The organism is Streptomyces sp. NPDC051018 (assembly GCF_044456085.1).
Classification (GTDB): Bacteria; Actinomycetota; Actinomycetes; order Streptomycetales; family Streptomycetaceae; genus Streptomyces.
The window spans coordinates 1-24,187 of sequence record NZ_JBITFN010000028.1 but is presented as its reverse complement, the minus strand read 5'-3'; the positions used below and the strand labels follow the sequence as shown (position 1 = coordinate 24,187).

Annotated in this window: 18 protein-coding genes and 1 pseudogene; 10 read left to right on the top strand and 9 right to left on the bottom strand. The window is 69.8% G+C overall.

Translation table 11 applies throughout. From position 1 onward, the window contains the following. Window positions 1–25 precede the first annotated feature (25 nt). From ACIBCM_RS31985 to ACIBCM_RS31950, 8 genes and pseudogenes are all read left to right on the top strand, one after another. Window positions 26–3,166, top strand: a complete 3,141-nt coding sequence (locus tag ACIBCM_RS31985; RefSeq protein WP_399249404.1) for an RNaseH domain-containing protein — start codon at window positions 26–28, stop codon at window positions 3,164–3,166. 137 nt (window positions 3,167–3,303) lie between these two features. Further along, window positions 3,304–4,548 carry a gamma-glutamyltransferase gene (locus ACIBCM_RS31980; RefSeq protein ID WP_399249402.1) on the top strand — a complete coding sequence of 415 codons (1,245 nt, stop codon included), beginning with the start codon at window positions 3,304–3,306 and terminating at the stop codon, window positions 4,546–4,548. Between the two features lie 891 nt (window positions 4,549–5,439). Then, a complete protein-coding gene (locus tag ACIBCM_RS31975; protein WP_399249400.1) occupies window positions 5,440–6,087 on the top strand; it encodes a DUF4352 domain-containing protein in 648 nt (215 codons plus the stop codon). Between the two features lie 684 nt (window positions 6,088–6,771). Further along, window positions 6,772–8,016 carry a cytochrome P450 gene (locus tag ACIBCM_RS31970; RefSeq protein ID WP_399249398.1) on the top strand — a complete coding sequence of 415 codons (1,245 nt, stop codon included), beginning with the start codon at window positions 6,772–6,774 and terminating at the stop codon, window positions 8,014–8,016. A gap of 172 nt (window positions 8,017–8,188) precedes the next feature. Beyond that, on the top strand, window positions 8,189–9,019 hold the full coding sequence (locus ACIBCM_RS31965) for an SAM-dependent methyltransferase (protein WP_399249397.1): 831 nt from the start codon (window positions 8,189–8,191) through the stop codon (window positions 9,017–9,019). 156 nt (window positions 9,020–9,175) lie between these two features. After that, a pseudogene (locus ACIBCM_RS31960) lies at window positions 9,176–9,936 on the top strand (ABC transporter ATP-binding protein); the annotation flags it as partial. Next, the gene (locus ACIBCM_RS31955; RefSeq protein WP_399249514.1) at window positions 9,922–12,099 is read left to right on the top strand and encodes an ABC transporter permease; all 2,178 of its coding nucleotides are present in this window, start codon (window positions 9,922–9,924) and stop codon (window positions 12,097–12,099) included. The pseudogene ACIBCM_RS31960 and the gene ACIBCM_RS31955, both read left to right, overlap by 15 nt. Continuing rightward, on the top strand, window positions 12,100–12,267 hold the full coding sequence (locus ACIBCM_RS31950) for a hypothetical protein (RefSeq protein WP_399249395.1): 168 nt from the start codon (window positions 12,100–12,102) through the stop codon (window positions 12,265–12,267). Window positions 12,268–12,292: 25 nt separating this feature from the next. Here ACIBCM_RS31950 and ACIBCM_RS31945 read toward each other — a convergent pair whose 3' ends face one another. The 3 genes from ACIBCM_RS31945 to ACIBCM_RS31935 form a co-directional block, all read right to left on the bottom strand. Then, window positions 12,293–13,513, bottom strand: coding sequence for an RNA-guided endonuclease InsQ/TnpB family protein (locus tag ACIBCM_RS31945; RefSeq protein WP_399249394.1), 1,221 nt, complete (start codon window positions 13,511–13,513; stop codon window positions 12,293–12,295). Next, window positions 13,510–13,944: an IS200/IS605 family transposase gene (gene tnpA, locus ACIBCM_RS31940; RefSeq protein WP_399249392.1), complete on the bottom strand. Its 435-nt coding sequence runs from the start codon at window positions 13,942–13,944 to the stop codon at window positions 13,510–13,512. The genes ACIBCM_RS31945 and tnpA overlap by 4 nt, the downstream gene beginning before the upstream one ends. A gap of 139 nt (window positions 13,945–14,083) precedes the next feature. After that, on the bottom strand, window positions 14,084–14,740 hold the full coding sequence (locus ACIBCM_RS31935; protein ID WP_399249390.1) for a sensor domain-containing protein: 657 nt from the start codon (window positions 14,738–14,740) through the stop codon (window positions 14,084–14,086). A 171-nt stretch (window positions 14,741–14,911) separates the two neighbouring features. On the opposite strand from ACIBCM_RS31935, the gene ACIBCM_RS31930 reads away from it, so the two are divergent. Together ACIBCM_RS31930 and ACIBCM_RS31925 are read left to right on the top strand one after the other, a co-directional pair. Then, window positions 14,912–15,076 (top strand): hypothetical protein, encoded by a 165-nt coding sequence (locus ACIBCM_RS31930; RefSeq protein WP_399249388.1) that lies wholly within the window; start codon window positions 14,912–14,914, stop codon window positions 15,074–15,076. 190 nt (window positions 15,077–15,266) lie between these two features. Further along, a complete protein-coding gene (locus ACIBCM_RS31925; RefSeq protein ID WP_399249386.1) occupies window positions 15,267–16,277 on the top strand; it encodes an acyltransferase domain-containing protein in 1,011 nt (336 codons plus the stop codon). Window positions 16,278–16,433: 156 nt separating this feature from the next. Here the strand turns inward: ACIBCM_RS31925 and ACIBCM_RS31920 are convergent, their stop codons facing one another. From ACIBCM_RS31920 to ACIBCM_RS31895, 6 genes are all read right to left on the bottom strand, one after another. After that, window positions 16,434–16,874 (bottom strand): hypothetical protein, encoded by a 441-nt coding sequence (locus ACIBCM_RS31920; RefSeq protein WP_399249384.1) that lies wholly within the window; start codon window positions 16,872–16,874, stop codon window positions 16,434–16,436. 255 nt (window positions 16,875–17,129) lie between these two features. Then, on the bottom strand, window positions 17,130–17,573 hold the full coding sequence (locus ACIBCM_RS31915; protein ID WP_399249382.1) for a hypothetical protein: 444 nt from the start codon (window positions 17,571–17,573) through the stop codon (window positions 17,130–17,132). Then, a complete protein-coding gene (locus ACIBCM_RS31910) occupies window positions 17,570–19,678 on the bottom strand; it encodes a SulP family inorganic anion transporter (protein WP_399249380.1) in 2,109 nt (702 codons plus the stop codon). The genes ACIBCM_RS31915 and ACIBCM_RS31910 overlap by 4 nt, the downstream gene beginning before the upstream one ends. 235 nt (window positions 19,679–19,913) lie before the next feature. Next, window positions 19,914–20,516, bottom strand: coding sequence for a carbonic anhydrase (locus ACIBCM_RS31905; RefSeq protein WP_399249378.1), 603 nt, complete (start codon window positions 20,514–20,516; stop codon window positions 19,914–19,916). 355 nt (window positions 20,517–20,871) lie between these two features. Continuing rightward, a complete protein-coding gene (locus ACIBCM_RS31900; protein ID WP_361534497.1) occupies window positions 20,872–21,531 on the bottom strand; it encodes a response regulator transcription factor in 660 nt (219 codons plus the stop codon). After that, window positions 21,434–22,927 carry an ATP-binding protein gene (locus tag ACIBCM_RS31895; RefSeq protein WP_399249376.1) on the bottom strand — a complete coding sequence of 498 codons (1,494 nt, stop codon included), beginning with the start codon at window positions 22,925–22,927 and terminating at the stop codon, window positions 21,434–21,436. The genes ACIBCM_RS31900 and ACIBCM_RS31895 overlap by 98 nt, the downstream gene beginning before the upstream one ends. Window positions 22,928–24,187 lie beyond the last annotated feature (1,260 nt).

Here is a 24,187-nt window from a genome sequence, read left to right as displayed (position 1 = left end):
ATCGAAGAGAGGCTCCGGCAGCCGCATGGCCAAGCTCACCACCATCTACACCTCTTCCCTCCTCCTGAACGACGCTGTACTGGCGGGCCAGTACGCGTACGTGTGGTCCTTCCACGACTGGAGCGACTTCGGCGGAGAAGGACAAAAAGACAAGCCGGAGATCCTCGTCGAGTGGCGCAAGTATGGTGCGTTGGCTGGGGAGAGCCGGAAGAACAGGAATCTCCCCGAAGGCGTGGACGTGGCGATGCTGTGGCCGCTCAGTATCGCCACCACCGCGCTGCAAGCCCTCGCCGAGGGCTACGTCCACCTCGACAAGCACTTCCGCTACATGATCTCCCTTAAGGAGATCGACCCCCGCAAGCTCGCCAAGTTGTTCACCTACCTCGAAGCCGCGGTCAAGGGCAAGTCACTCGACAGCGCCTCCGGCACTGGGAAGTCCACGCTACCGGCCCTTGTCCGGGCCACTACGCCGGCGAAACTCTCCCTGACCGATGCCATCCTCAACCGCAGCAGCCTGGCTCCCAACCCACCTGGATGGGCCTACCAGGCCGTGCGCTGGTGCATGGCCGACAAGTTCGCCGGGACTCCCTTCACCGAGTACGCCATGAAGCCGGTGATCCCGAAGAGCAAGGAGTCCGAACAGGCAGAGGATGAGAGGGAACCAGAGGAGACGGCCAAGCCCCGCCAAGCGGGTTGGGCAAAGGACACCGAAACCGCCGCCAGTCTCGCCTACCGGCCACTCAGCGACGGCAGCGTCATCGCCTGGGACCACCCCTTCGGACCCGCCTTCGCACACATCGGGCACCCCCCAAGCGCCGAAGCGACCCAACAGATCGCTGACAACTGGCCCGAACTCCCCGATGGCTGGAGCGCCCGAGACTACGCGCTCTCCCGCGTGGACACCAAGATGGCCACCTTCACCGGCTACCCCAACCCCGTCGTCCACTTCCACGGCAGCAACCGGCGCATCAGCAACGCCGTCATCTACGCCAAGACGGCCATGGTCGACTGCGGCGGCGACAAGCCAATACTCTCCCTCAAGCTGGACGGCCCCCGAGGCTTGAAGTCCGCCAACCGATACGGACTGGAGATCGCCGCCCGTCTGGACGTCGACCACACGGGCCTGCTCGCGGTCCAGACCCGGGCCAATACGGAGATCGACAATCGCGGCAGCGGCAAATCACTCACCATGGAGGCGCCCGGCAAGGTCCGGCCCCTGCACGCCACCATGCCCAAGAGCAACGGTGTCGGCACCGGCACCGGCACCCATCACCACCGTCTGATCATGGAGCACCTCCACGCCTCCTTCGCCCCGGAACTGACCGGGAACAGCGAAAGCGGCGCGGTACCCGTGATGACCCTGGTCAGTGACAGCAAAGGCTTCGGCAAGCGGTATTTGCAGGACACATCCCACCTGCAGTGGGCGCAGGGGAAGGCAAGCGACGACGAGAACAGCAAGAAGGCAGCTGCGCGTTTCCAGGACAAGGTCGGGCTCCCCTCCCCGGACTCCATCCAGCGTTCCATCGAAAAGCAGGGTGAGAACAAGCTGGTGTACCTCGGCCTGTGGTATCGGTACCCCACGCGGCAGCGCATGGTGCAGGCCCTCGCCTGCGCCTACGGCATCGATCCCGAAACGATCAAACCCTCGCGCAGCGAGATTGAACTCCGCCCCGGTATCAGCCTGGTGCTTCACAAGGCAGAAGCACTACTTCAGCACGGCACAGAACGCGCCGGCATCCGCCGCACCGAAGTCAACACGATCATCAACCGCTACAAGGATCCGGGGACCCGCCTGGTCGTCTGGTGCGAAACCGAGATGCCCCGCACCGACCAGGACGGTGCAAACCCGCCAGCCAGTAACAGCCGCACGGCCCGGAAAAGGGCTGAGGAAAACGAAAAGAACGACAAGGACGCCAAGCACGCAGTGCGTGGACTCCTCGCTGAAGCACGCGTGCCCAGCCAATTCACCTTCGGCGCCAGGTCCCAGCACCGCAAGGGGATGATTGAACCCGTCCTGACCGAGATTCAGCCCCAGAAGAAGGAGTACCACAAGGACCACGCCGCGTTCGCCGCCGTCCTTGACATGCACCGCAGCCTCGGCGTTGTCGACGACCGATACGAGGCCATCCTGCACCCCGAAAAGAACCCGCTGCCCCGCATCGCCTACTGCGGCCTGCACTGCCGTATGCAGACCAAGAGCAACCTCTACCGGGGCGAGCCCCTCTGGATCACCACTGCTGCCGCGCTCATCCCACCCATCAAGCCCGGCGGTGTGTGGACCATGCTCGGCTGGAGCAACATCACCAACACCTGGGCCCCGTACTACGACGCGAACACCGCCTTCCACGCCAAGAACTACCCCCTGCACAACGAAAAAGACGCGAGCAAGACGCGAATGGACCGGTGGTGCGAAGTCGGCAGCGACGCGGCCCGTGCACTGGTGCAGCTCCAGCAGAGGCCTGAAATGGCCAGTCTCGATCTCGCCGTCATGCTCGATGGCCATGCATGGCGTCGCATTTACCCTGGCTTCCACAACAGGAGCTTCGGTCTGACCCCCAACAGCCTGCCCGAGGACGACAGGCGCCTGTGGACTCCAAACCAGGACATCGCGGACGAGCGTCCGCACCCGATCAGCTATATCCGGGTCAACACCATGCAGGACGAGCTTCCCCGCTTCGTCTACGCCGAGAAAGAGGGCATGACTAAAAGCCGGCTGGCCAAGGGACTCGACCCCTTCATCAAAGTCAGCCAGTATCTCGCCTGGCCCGGCCACCGGCCCGAGGGACACCCCTGGTTCCTCTTCAGCGAATCCCGTACCCACAACCGCAGCCGCCTTGGGGACGACCGCACCCGCTGGCGCGCCAGCGACGAGAGGGACACGCGGGGTGAGAGTGAACTCAACGGCAACTGGCACTCCATCACCACCCGAGAGGTCAATCCCATGTTCACCAACTCCCGCTACTCGCGGGAAGACCTCGCCCGAGCCACCGCCTGCCTCTCCCACCAGGCCATGGCCTGGTCCGAGCGCACCCGCTACCCCGCCCCCTTGCACGCCGCACTCCAGATGGACCTCGACCACCCCCAATACAGGCGATCCGCCCCCAGCAACAGGGAAGCCGACCAGGAACAGAAGGACATCATCGACTCAGCAACCGGAGCCTGCTGAACACCAGCACACACGAGCGCTCCGCGCCCAGAGCCCCAAAAGCGACCGAGTCCAACCAACCGCGCAAGGTTGACACGAGGAGAGTCCCTTCGAAGCCATGAAGTGTCAATGAAGGCAGACGTGCCACAGTGACTGGCATGATTCCCGCACACGTGAGCGATGCGCCGCCTCCCGTCTACGCCGACAGCCTGGACATACCGGTGCTGTTTCGCGATGGTCCGGCACGGCGCCCCTATCCTCAGTGGCGCACCGCCCTGCACGCGCCCTGGGAATCGGCGGCTGCCTTCCCGGCCAGCGACGGGTGGTACGCCCCCACCACCACCTGGCGGGAGATCATCAAAGCCGCGACCGAGGCGGGCCGCGACGTCACGCCGAACCTGCAGCAGGTTCCGCAGCTCGCGCGGGGTGAACTCGTCGCCCGGGTCTCCCCGCTCTATGCCTATCTCGGCCTTCACGATGTCACTCCCAAGCACCCTCTCCCGCACAGCGTGGGGCGGCGCCTCACCCTCAACGCGGTCTACGAATACGGCACCGAGCGGACCGCGAAGAACGCCCTCGGCTACCGGCTGGGCATGACCATGGCCGAGTGGGCCTGCCGCTCGCTGATGGGCCTCGGACAGACATGGCACTTGGAAGACGGTGGTCCCGACCCGGCGCTCGCCGACACCTTCAAGGACCCCACCCGGCGCCTTCCGGACCTGTGGGGCCTGCACGATGCGGAGAACACGTACTGGCTCGTCGAGGCGAAGGGCGGCAACGTCGGCAAGACGACTCTTAGGGATGGCTGGAAGCAACTGAGCGAAGGAAGCAAGATCCTCCATGCCTACGCGCACCGCAACATCCTGGTCGGTGCAGCAGTACAGCCCCAGGGCGACCTTTTCCTCACCATCGACCACGACCAGCACCCCGGCCAACCACCCCTGAATGCCGCTGGCGTATCCCCCGCACCGGCGATCCCCGGTAGCCCCGAAGACCGCCTCGGCTCGAGCGACGATGCCCTCATGGGCACAGCCCGCACGCAGATGCTGGTCTACCTCGCCCTGCGCTCCGCGCCGCCATCCCAACTACGCACCATCGCCGTCTCCGCCGACCGCACCACCCGCCGCCGTCGGAAGGAGGGGATCACCACCCCCCTGGAACGAGACGACGTCACACGCACCCTGCGCGCGGACGCCCGCGGTGCAGCCGGCAACCTGGACGACGAGCAATCCCTCCGTGAGGGGGTGCGCCTGATGGGCCTGGACGACTTCCTCACCTGCCGTATCCCGGGCACCGAAGTGCACCTGGGCATGTCCCGTCGGCTGTTCGCCGCATGCGCACGGCTGCACTGCGAGGACCGGATGATCGCCGAGCACACCCCTGGTCTGCGCGCCGAAGATTAGCGTCTCGCCGAAGAACCAGCTGCCGAGGAGGCTGAAGAGGAGCGCCGCCGCACCGAGCGGCGCATCTTCCACGAACAGCAGGAAGAGGCCCGCCCTCGGGTCCAGAGGCTTGTCCGCCAGGCTTACGAACAGGGCGCGGGCCGCGAGTGGAGCGACCTTCTCCCGGAGCATCAAGAACCCCGGCTCGACCTCGATGACCATCCGGACCTGCTCGAAGCCGCCACCCCGGAGACCTACCTCGCTCTGCGCCAGGACGACCTTCCCCACCGCCGCTGAGTGCCGCGCCCTGCGTGCGCTGACCGATTGTTGCTGCGCATGGTCCCGTCTCAACCCATGCATCCCATCCGTCCCAGAGATGCTCCGTCCCACATACATCCCACAAAACCCCTGACAGTGCGTCAGCGAGAAGTGAAGTGGCAGGTCAAAGCGCCTGCCGACGAGATGCGCCAGGCGCCTTCTAAGCGCTTGGCCGCAGGTTCGAGTCCTGCCGGGGGCGCACACATGGCCTTACCTGCGAAAACGCCGGTGAGGCCGAAACTGTACGGAGCACGGCGCACCCGTCGCGGAAGTGCCGGGTACGGATCGCCACCGGGCCGGCGTCCCCGCGCCTCCGCCGCGGCCCGTCGAGGGCGAGCCGACCCGTACCCGGCTCCGGCCGTCTCGGCGAATTCCCGCACCTCCCGGTGTACGCCCGGTACGCGGGCCGGGTGGGTCAGGGGCAGCGAGGGCCCCAGGACGCGATGTGGCCACCCGAACCCTGGCCGGAACTCGACGGCAAGGGCTTACCCCAGCACACCGCGTACCGGGGATGTAACAAACCGTCTCCGCCGTTCTTGTCGATCCGCTCCCGCCGATACATTCGCCGCCCAGACCAAAGGGGGGCACAACCAGATGAATCAGCAATACCCCGGGCCGCAACAGCCCTACCAGCCGTACCAGGGCCCGGCGCCCTACCAGCCGCCGCAGCCGCCGAAGAGGGGCCGGTCCACCGGAGCGACCGTCGCCATCGTGATCGGCAGCGTCTTCGGCGGCCTGATCCTCCTCGGCATCGTCGGCGCCGCCCTCGGTGAGGACCCCGACGACACCGCGAAGGGCACGGCGAAAGCCGCCCCCGTCGCCGAGGCTCCCGCCGCCCCGCCGGCGCAGAAGGCCCCGGCCGCGGAGCAGGCCCCGGCCAAGGCCGCCGAGCCCAAGCCGCAGGCCGCCCCGGAGCCGGATGTGAAGGTCACGGCGGTCAAGACGGCCTTCCGGCCGAGCATCCTGCACGACGGGGGCGAGTACACCAGCGTCAAGGTGACGGTCAGGAACGGCAGCGGCAAGAAGATCGACATCAACCCGCTGTACTTCACGATCACCGACACGGACGGCACCAAGCACACCGCCGAACTCGGCATCGACGAAGGGCAGATCGACACCTTGGACCTCGCCCCCGGCGAGAACGTGAGCGGTGTCGTCACCGGCAAGGGCCGGTTCACCCCCAAGTACGTGACGTACACGGACGGCCTGTTCGGTGAGGACGTGCGCGCGAACGTCAGCTGACCAGGGCCGCAGGAGCAGTCCGGGCGCGTCCCGCACCATGGGGGCGCGCCCGGAGAGCACGCGGGGGCCCGCCATCGGGGAATTCGAGGGGTACGGACCCGGCGCGCCGCCCATGCGTGAAGGCCGGTCCTCCCCGTGCGGCCGGCCGGTCATGGCGTTGACCCCGAGGCGGGTTCGCGGCCGCGCCCGGGGCGGGAACGGGCCGGGAAACCCCCGGCAGCAGCGCGCTCCGGCCGAGGGCCCCGGCCGCAGGCGGCGAACAGCAGGCAGCGGGCCCGGAGTCACCGCGGGCGGCCGGAGGTCGTCGCGTGGGCGCGGGAGGGCGGGGGCTCGCGGTGTCGGGGGGTTCGGATACGTCCGGACGCCCGGCGGTTTCAGGGCCGGCGCGTAGTCGGCGGGGGACGATCCGAGGCCGGGGCCCTCCCCCGTACGGCCCAGGTCTCCTCGGCCGTACGGCCCGGGTGTCCCCGCGCGTCGCCGGGAAGCAGCAGATCGCCGCCGTCCCCGGCGGGACGGCGGGGTCCGGAGCCCGGATTATCCGGCGGGCGGCCCGGGGCGGGAGTCCCGGTAAAGGGCGTACGCGCGGTCTGGTGCCGGGGCCGGGGGTCCCTTTTCATGAAGGGGCAGGAAACGCGCCTCGTCCCGGAAAGTCCGCAGATTCCGCACGGCCACGGGAGGTACTCCATGACCAGCCCCCGCACCCATGAACCGGTGAGGCTCGACAGCAGTGGCGGCCGGCGTATGTACGAGCAGACGGACCGGCTCAGGGAGGCCGGGCCGGCGGTGCGAGTGGCTCTGCCCGAAGGGGTGGTGGCATGGTCCGTGACGCGCGGGGACGTGATAAAGCGGTTACTGACCCACCCGGGTGTCACCAGGGACGCGAGGAAGTCCGTACCGGGGTACCGGCCGGGAACGGTGCAGTGGCTGTTCCCGTGGGTGGACGTGGAGTCCATGTTCAACGCCGAGGGGCAGGACCACACACGGCTCCGGAAGCTGGTGGGACCCGCGTTCGCGCCCCGGCGGATCGCGGCGATGCGCCCCCGCGTACAGGCGATCGTCGCCCGTCAGCTGGACACCCTGGCGGCGCGTGCCGGTGAGGAGCCGGTGGACCTGCGGGCCGGGTTCTCGTACGGGGTGCCGACCGAGGTGATCTGCGACCTGTTCGGGGTTCCGGGCGGCCGGAGGGCCGAGATGATGGAGGTCTTCGGCAGGGTCGCGGACACGGGTGCCACGCCGGAGGAGGCCGCCGCCGTCAGCCGTGAGCTGATCTCCGTGGTGCGGGCGCTCGTCGAGCTGAAGCGGCGGGAACCCGGCGACGACATGACCAGTCTGCTCCTCGCCGCGCGCGAGGAGGACGAGGACCGTCTCAGCGAGCAGGAGCTGCTGTCCACGCTGTTCCTGATGATCGGCGCGGGCAGCCAGACCGCGATCTCCCTCATCGACAACGCGATACGGGAACTCCTGTCCCACCGCGAGCAGCTCAAGGCCGTCCTGGCCGGGGAGATCCCGTGGTCGGAGGTCATCGAGGAGACCCTGCGGCTGCACTCCTCCGTCATGCATATGCCGATGCGCTGGGCGACCGAGGACATCGACCTCGGGGAGGGGATCGTCATCCGGACCGGCGAGTCGATGCTCATCGGGTTCGGCGCCCCCGGCCGTGACCCCGGGGTCCACACCGATCCCGGCAGCTTCGACGCCGGCCGCGAGGACAAGGCGCACCTGGCCTTCGGGCACGGCGTGCACTACTGCCTCGGGGCACCCCTGGGACGGCTGGAGGCCGATGTCGCGCTGCCCGCGCTCTTCGAGCGCTTCCCCGGGATCGAACTCGCCGTGGATCCCGGGCGGATACGGCCGCAGCGCTCCTTCATCGGCAATGACGTCGTCGACCTGCCCGTGCGTCTGCGGCCCCGGGACCGTACCGCGGACTGACCCGGCGCGGGGCCGCCTGATCACCGGAGACCGCACCGGCGCCCTCCCCTGAACGCCCGCCGCCGGATGCCCGCCGGCACCGGGGAGCCCCGGCGGGGAGCCGTGCCGGGGCCATCGAACGCGCGCGCCCCTGGACTCCCGAACCATCCGCGGAGCGACGGGAGTTGCGGCGATGGCAGGACACGACGGGGGCGCGATCGACCGGACCGGCGCGATGGACCGGGTCGACACGACACGGGCGCACACGGCCCGCGCGTACGACTATCTCCTGGGCGGCAAGGACCACTACCCGGTGGACGCCGAGGCGGGCGCCGCCCTGATCGCGGATTGGCCCGCGATCAGGGTGACAGCCCGTCAGAACCGGCTGTTCATCCAGCGCGTGGTGCGGTATCCGGCGCGGGAGGCGGGCGTCCGGCAGTTCCTCGGCATCGGGACGGGCCTGCCGACCTCCCCGAATCTGCACGAGGTCGCCCAGCGGGAGCGGCCGGACGCGGTGGTCGTGTACGTGGACAACGACCCCATCGTGCTCGCCCACGCGCAGGCGCTGCTGACCAGCTCCCCCGAGGGCCGTACCGCCTACGTCGACGCGGACATGCGACGGCCGGAGACGATCACCGAATCGGAGGCGTTCCGGAAGCTGCTCGACCGGAAGCAGCCGGTCGCCCTCACGATCATCGGGATGCTGCACTTCATCGAGCCGCCCGCCGACCGGCTCCTGGTCCGGCGGCTGCTGGACCCGCTGCCCTCCGGGAGCTTTCTGGCGATCTCCGCCGCGACCGCCGACTTCGCCCCCGACGAGGTCGACCGGGCGGCGGCCCGGTACCGGAGCAAGGGCGTTCCGTTCGTCACGCGCGACCGGGAGCAGGTCGCGGCGTTCCTCGACGGCCTGGAGCCGATCGAACCGGAGGTGGCGCAGCTGCACCGCCGGCGGCCCGGGCCGGAGCAGACGGCGGTCGCCGCCGCCGACATCGGATCGTACGGGGCGGTGGCCCGCAAGCCCTGACAGCCCGTCCCGTCGCCGTGGAGCCCTCCTCCGGGAGGGCTCCACGGCGTTCTCCGGTGTAGCGGGCTACACCACCGATACGGGATACAGACGGTTCGTCCCGGCCCGCCCGCCCTTCCTAGCGTGATCCCGAAGGCAAACGAAGGGCGTGAATCGATGACAACGGCTTTCCACTCGTCCGCGAACGCGGTGGACACGGGCGGACCCGCACTGCGGCTGGAGTCCGTGACCAGGATCTACGGCACGGGGGACACGGCCGTCACCGCGCTGCGGGATGTCACCCTCGGGGTGCGGCGCGGGTCGTTCACCGCGGTCATGGGGCCGTCCGGATCGGGCAAGAGCACGTTCCTGCACACGCTCGCCGGGCTCGACCGGCCGACCTCCGGGCGGGTCTACCTCGGGGAGACCGAGCTGTCGGGCCTGAAGGAGTCGGCGCTGACGGCGGTGCGCAGGGAGCGGATCGGCTATGTGTTCCAGGCGTACAACCTGATGTCGGCGCTGTCGGTACGTCAGAACATCACGCTCGTCCCCCGGCTCGCCGGGAAGCCCGTGGACGAGGAGTGGCTGCGGGAGGTCGTCGGCCGGGTCGGGAGAGCGGCCGGCTCGACCGCAGGCCGCACGAGCTGTCCGGCGGGCAGCAGCAGCGGGTGGCCGTCGCGCGTGCGCTGGTGACCCGGCCCGACGCGCTGCTCGCGGACGAGCCGACGGGCGCCCTGGACACCGCGACCGGTCAGGAGGTCCTGAGGCTGTTCCGGCAGATCGTCGACGAGACCGGGCAGACCGTGCTGATGGTGACGCACGACCCGGTCGCGGCCTCGTACGCGGACTCGGTGGTGTTCCTGGCCGACGGCCGGCCAGCCGGGGAGATGGTCGGGCCGACGGCCGAGCGGATCGCCGACCGTATGACGCACCTCGGGAACCGGCGAACGGCCGTGTTCGACATCGCGTGGAGCACGATCAAGCATCGCAAGGGCGGGTTCGCCGCCGCCTTCGCCGCCCTGTTCTGCGGGGCCGCGGTCGTCACGGCCTGCGGTGTCCTGCTGATGTCGGGGCTCATGTCCGGGGTGTCGCCCGAGCGGTACGCGGACGCGACCGTCATGGTCGGCGGACGGCAGCACCTGGACGTCGCCGAGGACTTCGACCCGGCGCACGCCGAACGGGTCACCGTGCCCGCCGGGCTGGTCCGCGAGGCGGCCGGGGTGCCGGGTGTCCGGGCCGTGGTCGCCGATCGGGCGGTGGAGATGGGCATCGCGGACGGGCGGGGCCGCCCGGTCCCGCTGGACGAACCGCTGTACGGGCACGGCTGGTCGTCGGCCGCGCTGGGGCCGTTCCGGCTGACGGAGGGCGGTGAGCCCCGTACCGCCGGGGACGCGGTGCTCGACGCCTCTCTCGCGCGGCGGGCGGGGCTCGGGGTCGGTGACACGGCGCGTCTGTCGGTGGGGACGACCCCGGGCTCGTACCGGGTCGTCGGCCTGGTCTCCGGGGTGGACCGGCAGTCGGCGGTGTTCCTCACCGACGCCGAGGCCGCGGCGCTCTCACCGGATCCGGGCCGGCTCACGGCGATCGGTGTGCTCGGGGAGCCGGGTACGGAAGCCGGGGCGCTCGCGGAGCGGCTCGGGAAGGCGCTGCCCGGCACCGAGGTGTACACCGGGCAGCGGATCGGCGATCTGGAGTTCCTGGACGTGGGGCAGTCGCGCGGCTTCCTCGTGGGGCTGTCCGCGGCCTTCGGCGGTACGGCCCTGGGGATCGTGGTCTTCGTGGTCTCCTCCACCCTGGGTCTGGGCGTGCACCAGCGCCGCCGGGAGCTGGCGATGCTGCGGGCGATCGCGGCCACGCCCCGGCAGATCCACCGGCTGATCGGCGGAGAGACCCTGCTGGTGTCCCTGGCCGGTGCGCTGCTGGGGTCGGCGCAGGGGTACCCGGTCGCGGGGTGGCTGCGGGACGCGTTCGCCGCGGCCGGGGCGATGCCGTCCGACTTCCCGCTGTCGTACCACCCGCTTCCGGCACTGGCGTCGGTGGTGCTGTGTGTGCTGGGGGCGCGGCTGGCGGGGTACATCGCGGCGTTCCGTATCGCCGGGACCCGGCCGGTGGAGGCGCTGGGCGCCTCCCAGGCCGACACCGGGCACGTGGGGCGGGTACGGCTGAACGCCGGGCGGCTGCTTCTGCTGCTGGGGCTCACCGGCTCCGTCGCGCTGCCGCTGGCGGTGCCGGGGCAGGCGGCGCCGGCCGCGGCCGGCGGTTCGCTGCTGGTCCTGATGACCGGCACGGCGCTCCTCGGCCCCCGGCTGGTGGCGTTCGCGGCGCGGGCGGCGGGCCCGCTGCTGGCCCGGTCCCGGGTCAGCGGGTATCTCGCCGCCGCGAACAGCGCGGCGAACGCCCGCCGTCTGAGCGGCGCGGTCGTTCCGCTGGCGCTCGCCGCGGCGATGGCGCTGCTCCAGCTCTCCACCCTGTCCACCGTCGAGGCGGAGGCGGCGGAGCAGACGGCCCGGGGGGTCGTCGCGGACCATGTGCTGACCGCCGACGGACCCGGGCTGTCGCCGGAACTCGCCCGTTCGGTCCGGGAGATCCCCGGGGTCTCGGCCGCCACCGCGGTGGCCCGCTCCCAGGTGATGATCGAGTTCAAGGACTTCGACCAGCGGCGGACCGAGTCGTTCGGCGCCCAGGGGGTCGATCCGGCACGGCTGTCCCGGACCCTCGATCTCGATGTGCGGGAGGGCTCGCTGGACGGGCTGACGGGTGAGAGTGTGGCGCTGAGCCGGACGGCCGCCGGCACGGCCGGGCTGGATGTCGGCGACAGCGCCGATGTCCATCTGGGCGACGGGGTGCGCAAGAGGCTCCGGGTGGTGGCGGTGTACGGCAACGGTCTGGGCTTCGGCGATGTCACGCTCCCCCGCCCGCTGCTGTCCCGGCACACCACCGGCGGACTGGACTCGGCGCTGCTGGTACGGGCCGGCGAGGGGGCACGGGCGCAGGTGCGTGCGGCACTCGACGGGCTGGCCGCCCGGACGCCGGCGCTGGAGGTACGGGACGCGGAAGCCTTCGCCGCGCTGCGGCAGGGGCAGGTCGTCCAGGGGTCGTAAGTGAATCTGATCGTCAACGCGCTGTTGCTGCTGTACATCCTGATCGCCGTGGTCAACACACTGGTGATGGCGACGAGCGCGCGCGGCCGGGAGTTCGCGATGCTGCGGCTGATCGGCACGAGCAGACGGCACCCTGCGGATGGTGCTGATGACTCCACCCAGGACTGAAGTCGCGGGCTTCCTGGTTCGGTGGCTAAGCACCGTCGCAGAGGACCAGCCCGGCCCTGTGCAGGACGTTCAGCGCACCCACGCGGTCGGCGTTCTCAACGAACCCGCACGCGGTGCACTCGAACTTCGCTTGGGTGACGCGGTTCTCCTTCGCGACGTGCCCGCAGCCTCCGGCGGCCGGCGGGCAGGTGCGGGAGGTGTTGCGGGCGTCCACCGGGATCACTCGGCGACCGGCACTCTCAGCCTTGTTCGCCAGGATTCCGAAGAACTGCCCCCAACCCGCGTCGAGGATGCTCTTGTTGAGCCCGGCCTTGGCGGCGGCACCGTTCGGCAGGAACGCGCCGTCGTTCTCGGGGTCGGGCTTGGGCGCGGGCGCCTTGGTCATGCCCGCTGTGTTCAGCCTCTCGTGCCCGACCATGTCGTGCTCTCGGACCAGGGCGAGCGCCTGCTTGTGGTGGTGGTCGAGCCGCTGACGCCGGATCTTCGCGTACAGCCTGGCGACCTTCCGGGCGGCAGCGCGGTGCCTCTTCGTCCGTCGGCGGGTGCGCTTGGGGAACGTTGCAAGGTACTGCTGGGCTGCGGTCAGCTCGGCGGCCATCTTGTCGAGGAACTTGGGATTCTCGACGTGCACGCCGTGGGAGTCGGTGAAGAAGTGCACCGTTCCCATGTCGATGCCGACGATACTGCCCGCGGTCGGAAGCGGTTCGGCCGGAACGTTGTCGCAGACGAGGACGACGTACCAGCGGCGCCCTTCCCGCTTGACACTGATCGTCTTCACGCGGCCCTTCACGGGCCGGTGCCGGTGCACGCGAATGTGCCCCACGCCTTGCAGGCGCACCCGGACCTGCTGGTCGTGCGGGGTGGAGTCCCAGCCGCAGCCGTCCCCGTCCCTCGGGAACGTGACGGTGCCGAATTGCCCGACGCCTTTGAAGCGCGGGTATCCCGGCTTCTCCCCGGCCTTCACCCGCCGGAAGAACGCGGCGAACGCCTTGTCCAGACGGCGCAAGGTGGCCTGCTGAGACGAGAACGACCAGCGGCCCTGGCGCTCCGGGTCGAACGTCCGGATCTCCTTGAGCTGCACGGACTGGTCCCCGTACGTGATCGAGGTCTTCGAGCTGTGCCGCCAGGCGTCCCGGCGTTCCTGCAAGGCCCCGTTGTAGAGCGAACAGTGGTCGGCCAGCATCGCACGCAGCGCGGCTTCCTGCCCGGCCGTGGGCCTGAGAAGGAACTTGTAGGCGCGTATCAACCCTGCGCCTCCTTGTCCTTCTTCCAGGGCCGTTCCCACTGGGTGTGGATGTACTTCTCCACCGTCGCCGCACTCACGGCACCGACCGAGGCGGCGAAGTACGACGACGACCACAAGGTGGGCATCCGCGACTTCAGGTGCGGGAACTCCGCCCGCAGCATGCGGGAGGTGAAACCCTTGAACTGGTTCGCCACGTACGAGGCCGACGACTTCGGGTCGTGCTTCACGAACAGGTGCACCTGGTCCGGCATCACCTCAAGCGCGATGATCTCCCACCCGCGCTCGTCTGCCTTCTGCCGGATCAGCTCGTCCAGTCGTTCCGCGACCCGGCCACCGAGGACCGGACGGCGGTACTTCGGGCACCACACCACGTGGAGCCCGAGATCGTACACGCCGCCGGAGAACCGGCGAACCTTCCTGGTCACAGCCACGCGATCACTATACACACGCAACAGGTCTAGTGCGGCGGAGAGGTGGTACAGGTGAACAGTGCAGATCCGTGCACCGAGTTGAGGTCAAAGCAGCCCAGAGAAGCCATCCCCCACCCCGCCAAAGCAGGGCGTCCCCTGGCTAGGTCCTGATGGAGAGGGCGACCAGCCGGGCCTGGGTGCCGTCGTGCAGATCGCGTTCGATACGGCGCAGTTCGGCGCCGTGGGCGGCGACGGCCCCGGCGCGGGTGACGGTCAGCTGCTCGACCCGCTGGGAGAGCTCCGCGCTGCGGCGGGCGTCGGGCGAGGGCTCCAGCAGGGCGCGCGACCAGGACTGGTCGAGACGGGCGAGGCGTTCGACCATCGGCAGTACGACCGCCCGGCGGCCCAGGGCGCCGCACCACATCCCGTCGACGATGAGCCCCGCGATCCAAACGATCAGCGCCACGAAGACCAGGAGCCAGCCGTACAGGAAGTGGGCGCCGAGCCAGCGCAGATCGCGGTAGGTGCCGGGGTCCCGGAGCGCCGCCCGCACCCGCTCGGCGAGGTCCCCGGTGAGCGGCGGATACGCCTCCGGGACCGGTTCCCCGGTCCAGGAGCCGGTCAGCCGCCGCTTGTAGCCGGCGACACGGCGCAGCAGGAGAACCGTTTCGGGCAGCACGCCCGCGCCGATCACGATGACCGTGGCGACGACGGTGAACATCAGGACCGGGAGGAAGAAGGACGACAGCAGGGCGAGTACGGCCGTCGTCAGCAGCCGGCCCGTCGCCAGGCCCGCCCGCCGTACCGTCTCGTCCACGCCGACCAGCGTAAACGACCGGATCGGCGGTGAACCGGGAGAGGGCACCCGGTGCGTGGTGGAGCCCGCTCCACCACGCACCGGGTGGGCGGCCCCCTCGGCCGGGCCGTTCCGGAAATGCCATCGTTGGCCGTGGAGATCAACAGTGTTCCCGTTCCGGAAGGACCCCCGATGAAGCGCGTGCTCTGGTTCCTGCTCTCGGTCGGCCTGGCCGCCAATATCTGCGGCGGCTTCCTCTTCGAGGGCGGCACCCGGCTCGCGGTGAACCTGAGCACCGCCCTGGTGGCGGTCGGGTCGGGGGCGGGGCTGTTCCTGATGAGGAAGAGGCCCGCGTGAGGTCCCGGGCGCCGGGGGCCTCGGGTCCCATGCGCCCCGCGTCCGGTGTCCCGGCCGGCCGGGAGCCGCAGGCGTTTTCCGGTGCGTCTCCGTGCCTCGCGGGACCATGCGGGCGCGTCCTGGGCGGAATCGACGGCTTCCGTACGTGTCGGTGGAGCGCCGACCGGCCCGGGGCCCCAGCCTGGAGGGCATGACACTCCTTCATCGGCGCTCGGTGGTCCTGATGTTCCCGGGGACGGGGGCACAGCATCCGGGCATGGCCGCCGGGCTGTACGGGCACGAGCCGGTCTTCACCGACGCGGTCGACTCCGTCCTCGGCCTGCTCGGCCCGGAGTGCGAGGCCGCGCGGTCCGACTGGCTGGCGGGCGATCCGGCCGAGGCGCTCGACGCCGACAGCCGGTCGGCTCCGCTGCTGTTCGCGGTCGCCTATGCGATGGGGCGGCTGGCCGAGAGCTGGGGGCTGCGTCCGGACGTGTATCTCGGGCACAGCATGGGCGAGTTCGTCGCGGCCACCCTCACGGGGGTCTTCCGGCTGGAGGACGCGGTACGGCTGCTGTGGGAGCGCGTACGGATGCAGCGTACGGTCCCCGCGGGCGGGATGCTCGCCGTGGTGGCCACCCCGGACGAGCTGGCGCCCTATCTCGGGGACGGTGTGGTCGTCGGCGCGGTCAACGGGCCCCGGCACACCGTACTGTCCGGGTGCGACGAACCGCTGCGCGCGGTGGCGCGCCGGCTCGCGGCGGACGGGCTGACGAGCCGTCCGCTCGCCACCCGTACCCCATTCCACAGCCCGGCGCTGGCGCCCCTGAGGGAGCGGACCGAGTCGCTGATCCGCGAGCTGGGGCCGACGGCCCCGCGAAAGCCCCTGTACTCCTCGTACACCACCCGGCCGCTGAGCCCGGGCGAGGCGGCCGATCCCGCGTTCTGGGCGGGCCATCCGACGGCTCCGGTGCTGTTCTGGCCGACGCTGGAGCGGATTCTCGCGGACGGTGAGCGGCTGCTCGTCGAGGCCGGTCCCGGGCAGAGTCTGTCGGTGATCGCACGCGGCCACGAGGCGGTACGGTCCGGCCGCAGCGCGGTCCTCCCGCTGCTGCCGGGTCCGGGGGCGGGTCCCGGCGAGGACCGCCGCTCGATCCGTGCGGCCCGCGCCCGTCTCACTCCCCGTCCGGGGAGGCTCCCGGCGGATCTGCCGGTCTCCTGAACGGCACCGGAGCCGGACGGTTCCGACGTGCGCCGCCCCCGGGAGCCGTCGGACGGCCCGCGGAGAACTCCGGCCGGGGCGCCTCCCCGACGCCCGGGACCGGCAGTTCCCCCCTTCGGCGCTCCGCTCCCCGGAGGGCGTATCGCGGGGTGTTCCTCACCCGTCCCGCTCCGGGGACTCACCGGCCAGGGAGCGGGCGGCGGCCGTTCCGGGCCCGTCCAGGCCCCACTGCCCCTCGTCCCGGCGCTGCTCGGACTGCTCGTCGATCCAGCGGCTGTGGGCCTCCCAGGCGGCCTGCTTGCTGGTACCGAGGGCCGCGCCGATCTGGGACCAGGAGGCGCCCGCGCGGCGGGCGGAGCGCACGGACAGCTGGCGGCCGTATCCCGCCTTACGGGCGATCAGCTCGCCCAGCGCGAGGAGTTCCAGCGCCTCGGCCCGGGTGAGGGGGCCGGCGTCCGGGTCGAGCGGCCCGGTGTCTTCGGGGTCGTCATGGCCGCCGGGCGGTGTCGCGAGGGCGTCGCGGGTGCGCAGTGCGTCATAGCGGGCGACCGCGGTCAGCAGGGTGAGGTGGCGTTCCAGCTCGTCGGGAGTTGCCATGGGCTCAGCATGAACGTCAGGCTGCCTTGACGTCAAGCCCTCCTCACGTCAAGACAGCCTGACAGCTGTGGTTCCGCCGGCCGGGCGGCGGCCGGGCGGACGGATGAGAGCCCCCTCCCTGCACGGGGGACAGTGGAAGGGGCTCTCAAGGGCCTAGTGGGGGAAGCGCGTTACCGCTCAAAGGCCCTGGGGGTCGCCCACGGACCCTGGGGATAGTCGGTTCCGTGGGCGACGCTCTGGAAGCCGCCGGCGCGTCTACGGCTGGTTGCCGTCGTCCGCCTTCCGGTCGGCGCGGCCCACGGACTCCGCGTGCTCTGCGGAGTCCGTGTGGCCTGCCGTCGCAGCGTCCTGCGGCGCTGTGAGGAACTGGTGCATGGACTTCAGGAAGAGGAACAGGGTGTCCTCCTCCTGTTCACCGGAGCCCTGCCCCGTCCGCCGCCGGCCGTCCGTGTGGAAATCGCGTCCACGGCGGTCGCCGTCCGTCTCGCAGCGGTCCGGGGTCCGGTAGTCCGTGCCCGGGTGGTCGGCCCGTCGGCCGTCCTCCTCCCGCGCCTCGGCCCTCTGGAGGGCGAGACCGCAGGGTTCCATGCCGCACCCGGACCGGCCGTGCTGTTGCCGGTGGTGCCGCAGATCTCGCAGTTCCCGTAGCTCCCGGAGGTACAGGGCATCCGCCAGGGCCGTCCTCAGGGGGCGCTTCATCGGCGCGTCCCTTCGCCGTACGCCTGGACAGCCCAGTCGTCCTCCGGTCCCCAGTAACTGGCGTCACCGGGCTGGCCGTATCCCTGGGGCTGCGGTTGCTGGGGGTAGCCCTCGGTCATCGGCTGGCCCTGCCCCGGGTACTGCTGGCCGGGGTACTGCCCCTGGGGAGGCGGCCCCTGCTGGTACTGGGGCTGTTGCTGGGCCTGGTGCTGCGGGTACTGCTGCTGGTGGTGGTGCTGGTACTGCGGGTACGGCTGGCCGTGCATCGCGTGCGCCTGGTGGGGCAGGTGCACCTGCTGGGAGTGCTGAGCGTGCTGGGGCTGTGGGTGTGCCCCTCGGCCGTACGTTTGGGCGCCGTGCTGATGCTGCTGGGCGTGCTGGTGCTGCCGCGCGTACTGGGTCCCGTACGGCATGTGTCCGTGTGCGTATCCCTGCCCCATGGAGTGCTGGAACTGGAAGCTCGGCTGGGCCTGCGGCACATACGGCCGGAAGGTCTCCGGCTGCGGGTGCTGGTGCTGCCCCGGGTGCGCGTACTGCCCCGGGTGCGGCTGCTGTTCCTGGCCGGCGCCGGCACCCGTGTCCGCACCGGTGGTCTCGGCACCGACCGAGGCCGGTACGCGCTCCTGCTCCAGGGTCTCGGACGTCTCCTGCTCCTCGGACTTCTCGGCCGCCTTCTCGGCCTCCTCGCCCGGCATGAGCAGTTCCAGGTTCTCGTGGCCGGACTTGCGCTGCTGGTCGGCCCACTCCTGCAACTGGGCCTTGCAGGCCATGTCCAGGTGCGAGATGCCCCGCGCGTCCACGACGATCCGGCCCTTGTCGGCGACGGACGCCAGCGCGTCGATCAGCTTCGGCATCCGCAGGAAGGTCGCGTTGCCGTGGAGCTCCAGGCGGGCGCTGTCCCCGTCCGTGGTCTTGCGGATGGTCATGTGGGACATGCGCAGCGCGGTGAGGACGACGGCGACCGCGAGACCGCCGATCACGCCCTCCAGGAGGTCCGTCATCACGATGGCGCCGGTGGTGATGAACATGACCAGGCCCTCGCCGCGGTCCGTCTTCCACATCTTCACGAAGGCGGGCGGGTTGAAGAGCTTCCAGCCCGCGTGGAGGAGGACACCGGCGAGGACGCAGATGGGGATGAATCCAAGCAGGCCCGGCAGCAGCAGGGCGAAGGCCAGCAGCCAGAAGCCGTGCAGAATGCGGGAGAGCTTGGTCTTCGCTCCGGCGTTGACGTTGGCGGCGCTGCGGACGATGACCGCGGTCAGGGGCATCGCGCCGAGCAGACCGGACGCCGTGTTTCCGACGCCCTGGGCGAAGAGTTCCTTGTTGTACTCGGTCCGCGCGCCGGTGTGCATACGGTCGACCGCCGCCGCGCTGAACAGGCTCTCGCAGGAGGCGATGACGGTGAAGGTGACCACCATCGTCAGTACCTTCACATCGAACAGACCCGCCATGTCCGACGGCCCGACGAAGTTGATGGCTTCGGTCAGGTTCTCGACCTTCACCTTCCTGACTTCCAGGGCGGGCAGCGCGGCGATCGCACAGCCGGCCATCACCACGACCAGCGGCGCGGGAACCTTGCTCAGCGGAGCGGGAACCTTGTACCAGAGGAAGCAGACCACGACGGCCATCACACCGAGGAGCAGTGCCCCGACCTTGTGCGGGTCGTTGAGGACGTCCGAGGCCAGCTCGGGCAGACCGGCGATGTTCTTCGGAGCCGTGCCGTGCTGCTTGGAGTCGACCAGTGCGTACGTCTGGCTGAGCATCAGGGGAAGACCGATACCGGCGAGCATGCCCTGGACGACCGACAGGGAGATGGACTGGAAGGCCCGGCCCATCTTGAGCATCCCGAGGCCCATCTGGAGCAGCCCGCTCATCAGTACGACGGGGCCGAGCATGGCGACGGTGTGTTCGGTCACGAACTCCAGGACGAGCACGGCGAGTCCTGCGGCGGGACCGCTCACCTGGAGGGAACTTCCGGGCAGGAAGCCGACGACCAGACCACCGATGATGCCGGTGATGATGCCGAGGGCGACGGGCACGCCCGAGGCAGCCGCGACGCCGATGCACAGGGGCAGGGCGACGAGGAAGACGACGACAGAGGCCATGAAGTCAGTGCTGAAGGAACCGCGGGCGGAGGCCTTCTTGGGGGAAGTCGGCGACGGGCTGGCGCCGGTGCTCCTTCGCGCGTGTCGCCCCGCACCGGGACGTATTCGTTCAGTTGACACAGTGTTCCTTTCGCCGCATCCGGGACCGGTGCGCCGGGTAAGTAGCACCCGGAGGGTTCGCGACCGGCGATCCGATGCGAGTGGGGGGTGTGAGATCCGGGTTGGGGCCCGGGAATCAGTTCCGGTGGAACACTCCGTGGAGCTCGTCGAGCTCAAGGACCTCCGCGGTGTCGACGCGGTAGTACCAGCCGTGCAGCTTCAGGCGGCCGGCATCCACGGCGGCCCGGACGCTCGGGTAGTTGCGCAGCGTCTCCAGCTGCGCCATGACGTGCCGCTGGACGAACTTGGCGAGCGTCGCGTCGTCCGGCGGCGTTCCCAGCATCGGGGCCAGCGCGGGCCGTGCGAAGGCGACCCACTGGGCGACGCTGGGCAGTGCGGTCAGGTCCTGGTCGTTGGCCAGGGCGCCGACGGCTCCGCAGTGCGAGTGACCGCAGACGATGATGTCCCGGACCTTCAGGACCTGGACCGCGTACTCGATGGTGGCGGCCTCGGCGGACTCCCGCTTGGGCTCGTACGGGGAGATGATGTTTCCGGCGTTGCGCAGCTCGAAGACCTCACCGGGGACGGCACCCGTGATGAGGGCGGGGATGACCCGGGAGTCGGAGCAGCTGATGAACAGCGTCCCCGGGGTCTGGCCGGCGGCAAAACGCCGGAAGGTCTCGCTCTCGGGGGCTACACGGTGGCGGAAGTTACGGGCGTTGGTGAGCAGTCGCTTCATGTCACGCTCCTCGCTGATCCAGCTTGGGCAGCTGGGATGGCAGAGACATCCGGGGTGGATGTCTTGGCCGTGAAGCATGCGCCCGCGTCATGAGCCATCTGTGAGATCACAGTGAGAGAGTTCTCACCGCTGTGACAACGATGTCAGGCAGGTGGGCCGGGCCCCGTGAACGGGGCTGCCGACCCACACCCCGGCAGGTCACAGGGCCATCGTCAAGGTAAAGAGATGGACATCGTCACCTCGGGCGCGAGCCCGATTTGCCGCGGATCAGGAAACAGATGAAGCGGTAGGAATCATATGACACCGGTAGTGCGGGAAATACAGTAAAAAACAGGTACTTGTCGATACGCCGGACTCAGGCCCGGAGCCGGTATCCGACCCCCCGGATGGTCTCCACCCGGTCGGGTCCGAGCTTGCGCCGCAGATACCTCACATATACATCGACGATGTTCGACCCCGGGTCGTAGTCGAACCCCCAGACGCGACTCAGCAGTTGCTCCCGCGTCAGGACCTGGTCGGGATTTCGCAGGAATACTTCGGCCAGAGCGAACTCACGCGCCGAGAGCTCGGCCACCCGCCCCTCCACATGGACCCTGCGCGTACGCAGATCGAGGACGAGGTCGCCCACCCGGAGCACGGATGCCTCGGGTCCGCCCTCACCGCGCAGCCGCAGCCGCACCCGTGCCAGTAATTCCTCGAAGGCGAACGGCTTGGAAATGTAGTCGTCCGCCCCTCCTTCGAGTCCCGCCACGACGTCCGAGACGCTGTCCCGGGCCGTCAAGATGACCACCGGAAGTGTGACGCGAAGCTCACGAAGCTTGCGCAGGACGGTCAGGCCGTCGACCGCGGGAAGCCCGAGATCCAAGATCATCAGGTCGCAGTCACCGGCTCTGGCGTGCTCATATGCCGACAGGCCGTCACTCACCACCGCCGTGACGAACCCGTTGCTCCGCAAGCCCTTTTCGACGAAGGAAGCGATTCCTGCCTCGTCCTCCGCTATCAGAATCCGTTGCATGATGTCCTCTCTGCCAAGGGAAGTAAGCCGGCAAGTCCAGTACAAAACGGGCACCACCGGTATCCGCGTCCTCCACCCACGCGGTCCCGCCGTGCGCCTGGGCGATCTCCCGCACGATCGCGAGCCCCAGCCCGATACCGGTACCGGCCTGGGCGGGTGAGGTGACCCGGCCCGCCTGGACGAACCGGCCGAAGATCCGTTCGCGGTCCACGGGTCCCACTCCGGGTCCGGTGTCACGGACCCACAGAAGCACCCGCCCCTCCCGTACCGCCGATCCCATCTCGATCAGGTCGCCGTCCAGCGTGTGCCGGACCGCGTTGGCCGCCAGCTGGATCAGGCCCTGGGTGAGCCGCTGTCCGTCGACCAGGACGGTCGCCTCGGAAACGGCCGCCACCCGCCAGTGCCGGGGGCCGAGGGCGCGCGCCTTGGCGACCACGTCCACGATCAGATCGGTCAGATTGGTCTCCCCCACGGTGAGGAAGTCCGGGCGCTCCGCCCTGGCCAGCAGCAGCAGGTCGTCCACGATCCGGCTCATCCGGTCGAGTTCGTCGACCACGAGCGCGCGGGTGGTGTCCCACTCCCTCGCCCAGTCGCCCGAGCCCTGCTCCATCAGCTCCAGGTGTCCCCGTACGACGGTGATGGGCGTACGCAGTTCGTGCCCCACCTCGTCGAGGAACCGGCGCTGCGTGGTGAAGGCCCGCTCCAGCCGGTCCAGCATGTGGTTGAAGGTGTGCGCCAGCGCGGCGACGTCGTCGTCACCCCGTACATCGAGCCGCTGGGTCAGATCCGACTCGCTGATCCTGGCGGCCGTCTGCCGTACCAGCCGCACCGGGGCCAGGATCCGTCCCGCCACCAGCCAGCAGGCGAAGCCCGCGAGCACCAGTGCGCCGAACCCGGTGATCAGCAGCAGCTTCGCCAGCTTCCGCTCCTCGCTGAGCTGACGGTCGCGGAACTCCAGGATCACCAGGCGTACATCACGGTTGTCACCGGCGACCTTCACCGGCACGACGCCGTAACGCACCTTGCCCGCGGCCGAGTCGAGCCAGCCGACCCGGGTGTCCCGCCCGCCTCTGACCGAGGACAGTTCGCGGACGACCTCAGGGTCCTTGTCGAGCCGTACGGGGGCGTCATCCACGTTCGGGCTACACAGATCGGCCCTGCCGTCCACGATGCTGAAGAACGTCGCGTCCCGGTTGGGGAGGTAATTCATCATGTAGGTGCGCAGGAGAGTCGCGCTGTCGGTACCCGGCTTCCGCGATTCCACCCGAGCGTGTGTACGCAACTGTTTCACCTCCTGCTGGAGCTGGGCGTCGACCTTGTTGTCGAGCTGTGCCTGCCAGACCACGGTGAGCCCCACCGTGGGAGCGGCCAGTGCCGCTCCCACCAGAAGGAGCATCCAGCCGACGATCCGTGATCTCGCGCTTGCTGTGCGCCGCCGCACGTCTACCTCTCATCGCTTGTCATCGGAGTCTCCTCCGCTGCCGCCACCGCCACCGCCACCGATGCCTCCGTCATCGCCGTCGTCACCGTCGTCGTCCGAACCCGAACCAGGACGGGGAAGCGGCGTGGACGGTGTGGGCTCGTCCGTGCTGTGCGGCGGAGTGGGGGTTCCCGCAGGGCTGCCCCCGGACCCTTGGGAGAGCGGGGGCTTGGACGGTACGTACGGGGGCGGGTCGTAGGAGGGTGGTGGTGAGGATGTGGTCGGCGGTGGGGGGGCCGAGGTTCTCGACGTCGCCGACGGCAGCGGCTCGGAGGGCTCTTCCGGCTGCGGGCTCGTCTTCTGCACGATGATGACGGGGCCGAGGTCCAGAGGTTCCGGATTCCCTGCCCAGACACGTCCCGCCACCATCCCGGCGCCCGCGAGGGCGCACACCGCCGTGATCACCAAATTCGCTTTTCTCAGCCTCATGCGGAGAGTCTGCGCGGTGGATCGAACGGGTGAATGAAAGAGGAGAGCATTCTCATTTCCCGCCCTGTGGCGTGCCTTCACGCGGCTGGACGGGGTCGTTCCGGATTCCGCTTCCGAGTCGGAGTCCGCGCCTGTCGGATGGGGTACGGCGGGCCCCGGGCGCGCGCTCGCACCGGGGCCCCCTCGTTGTCTGGTCCGGTGTCTGCTTCTGTGAGAACGCAGCGCCGCGATGACAGAACGGAAGGGCATCCTTCGTCACCTTTTCCTGTCGGTCGTGGGGGGGGGTGTTGTCGTCGTTGCGGTGGCCGCCGCGGCACGGGCGGTGGTGCCGGCGGCGGGGTCGGTGGGGGGAGTCGGCCAGGTGGTTGGTCAGCTCGTTGGTCGGAGGGCTTGAGGTCGGTCGGCTTGCCCCTGGTCGCATCAGTCGGTCGCCGGGAGATACGGCACAACGGCCCCGAAAACTCAGAAGGCGTCCCAGGCAACACATGTGGAACCCTCCCTACGCAGAGAAAAGTGCCAATTCAGGCTGATATGCAGAGGTTTACTCCGGGGTTCGGAGGTGTCGCAGCGCACTCACCGGGTTCGCTGAGACGCCTTCAGAGCGCAGCCCGGGGTACGTCGGCGAAGGGCCCGGTGGTTACGACGATCCGGTGGGGGGGGTGCCCCTATGGGTTTGGTCAAGGTGGTCGGGTCGGTGTCGGGGGTGAGTCCGGCTGGCACTCTGGCTGTCATGAGCGATGGAGCGTC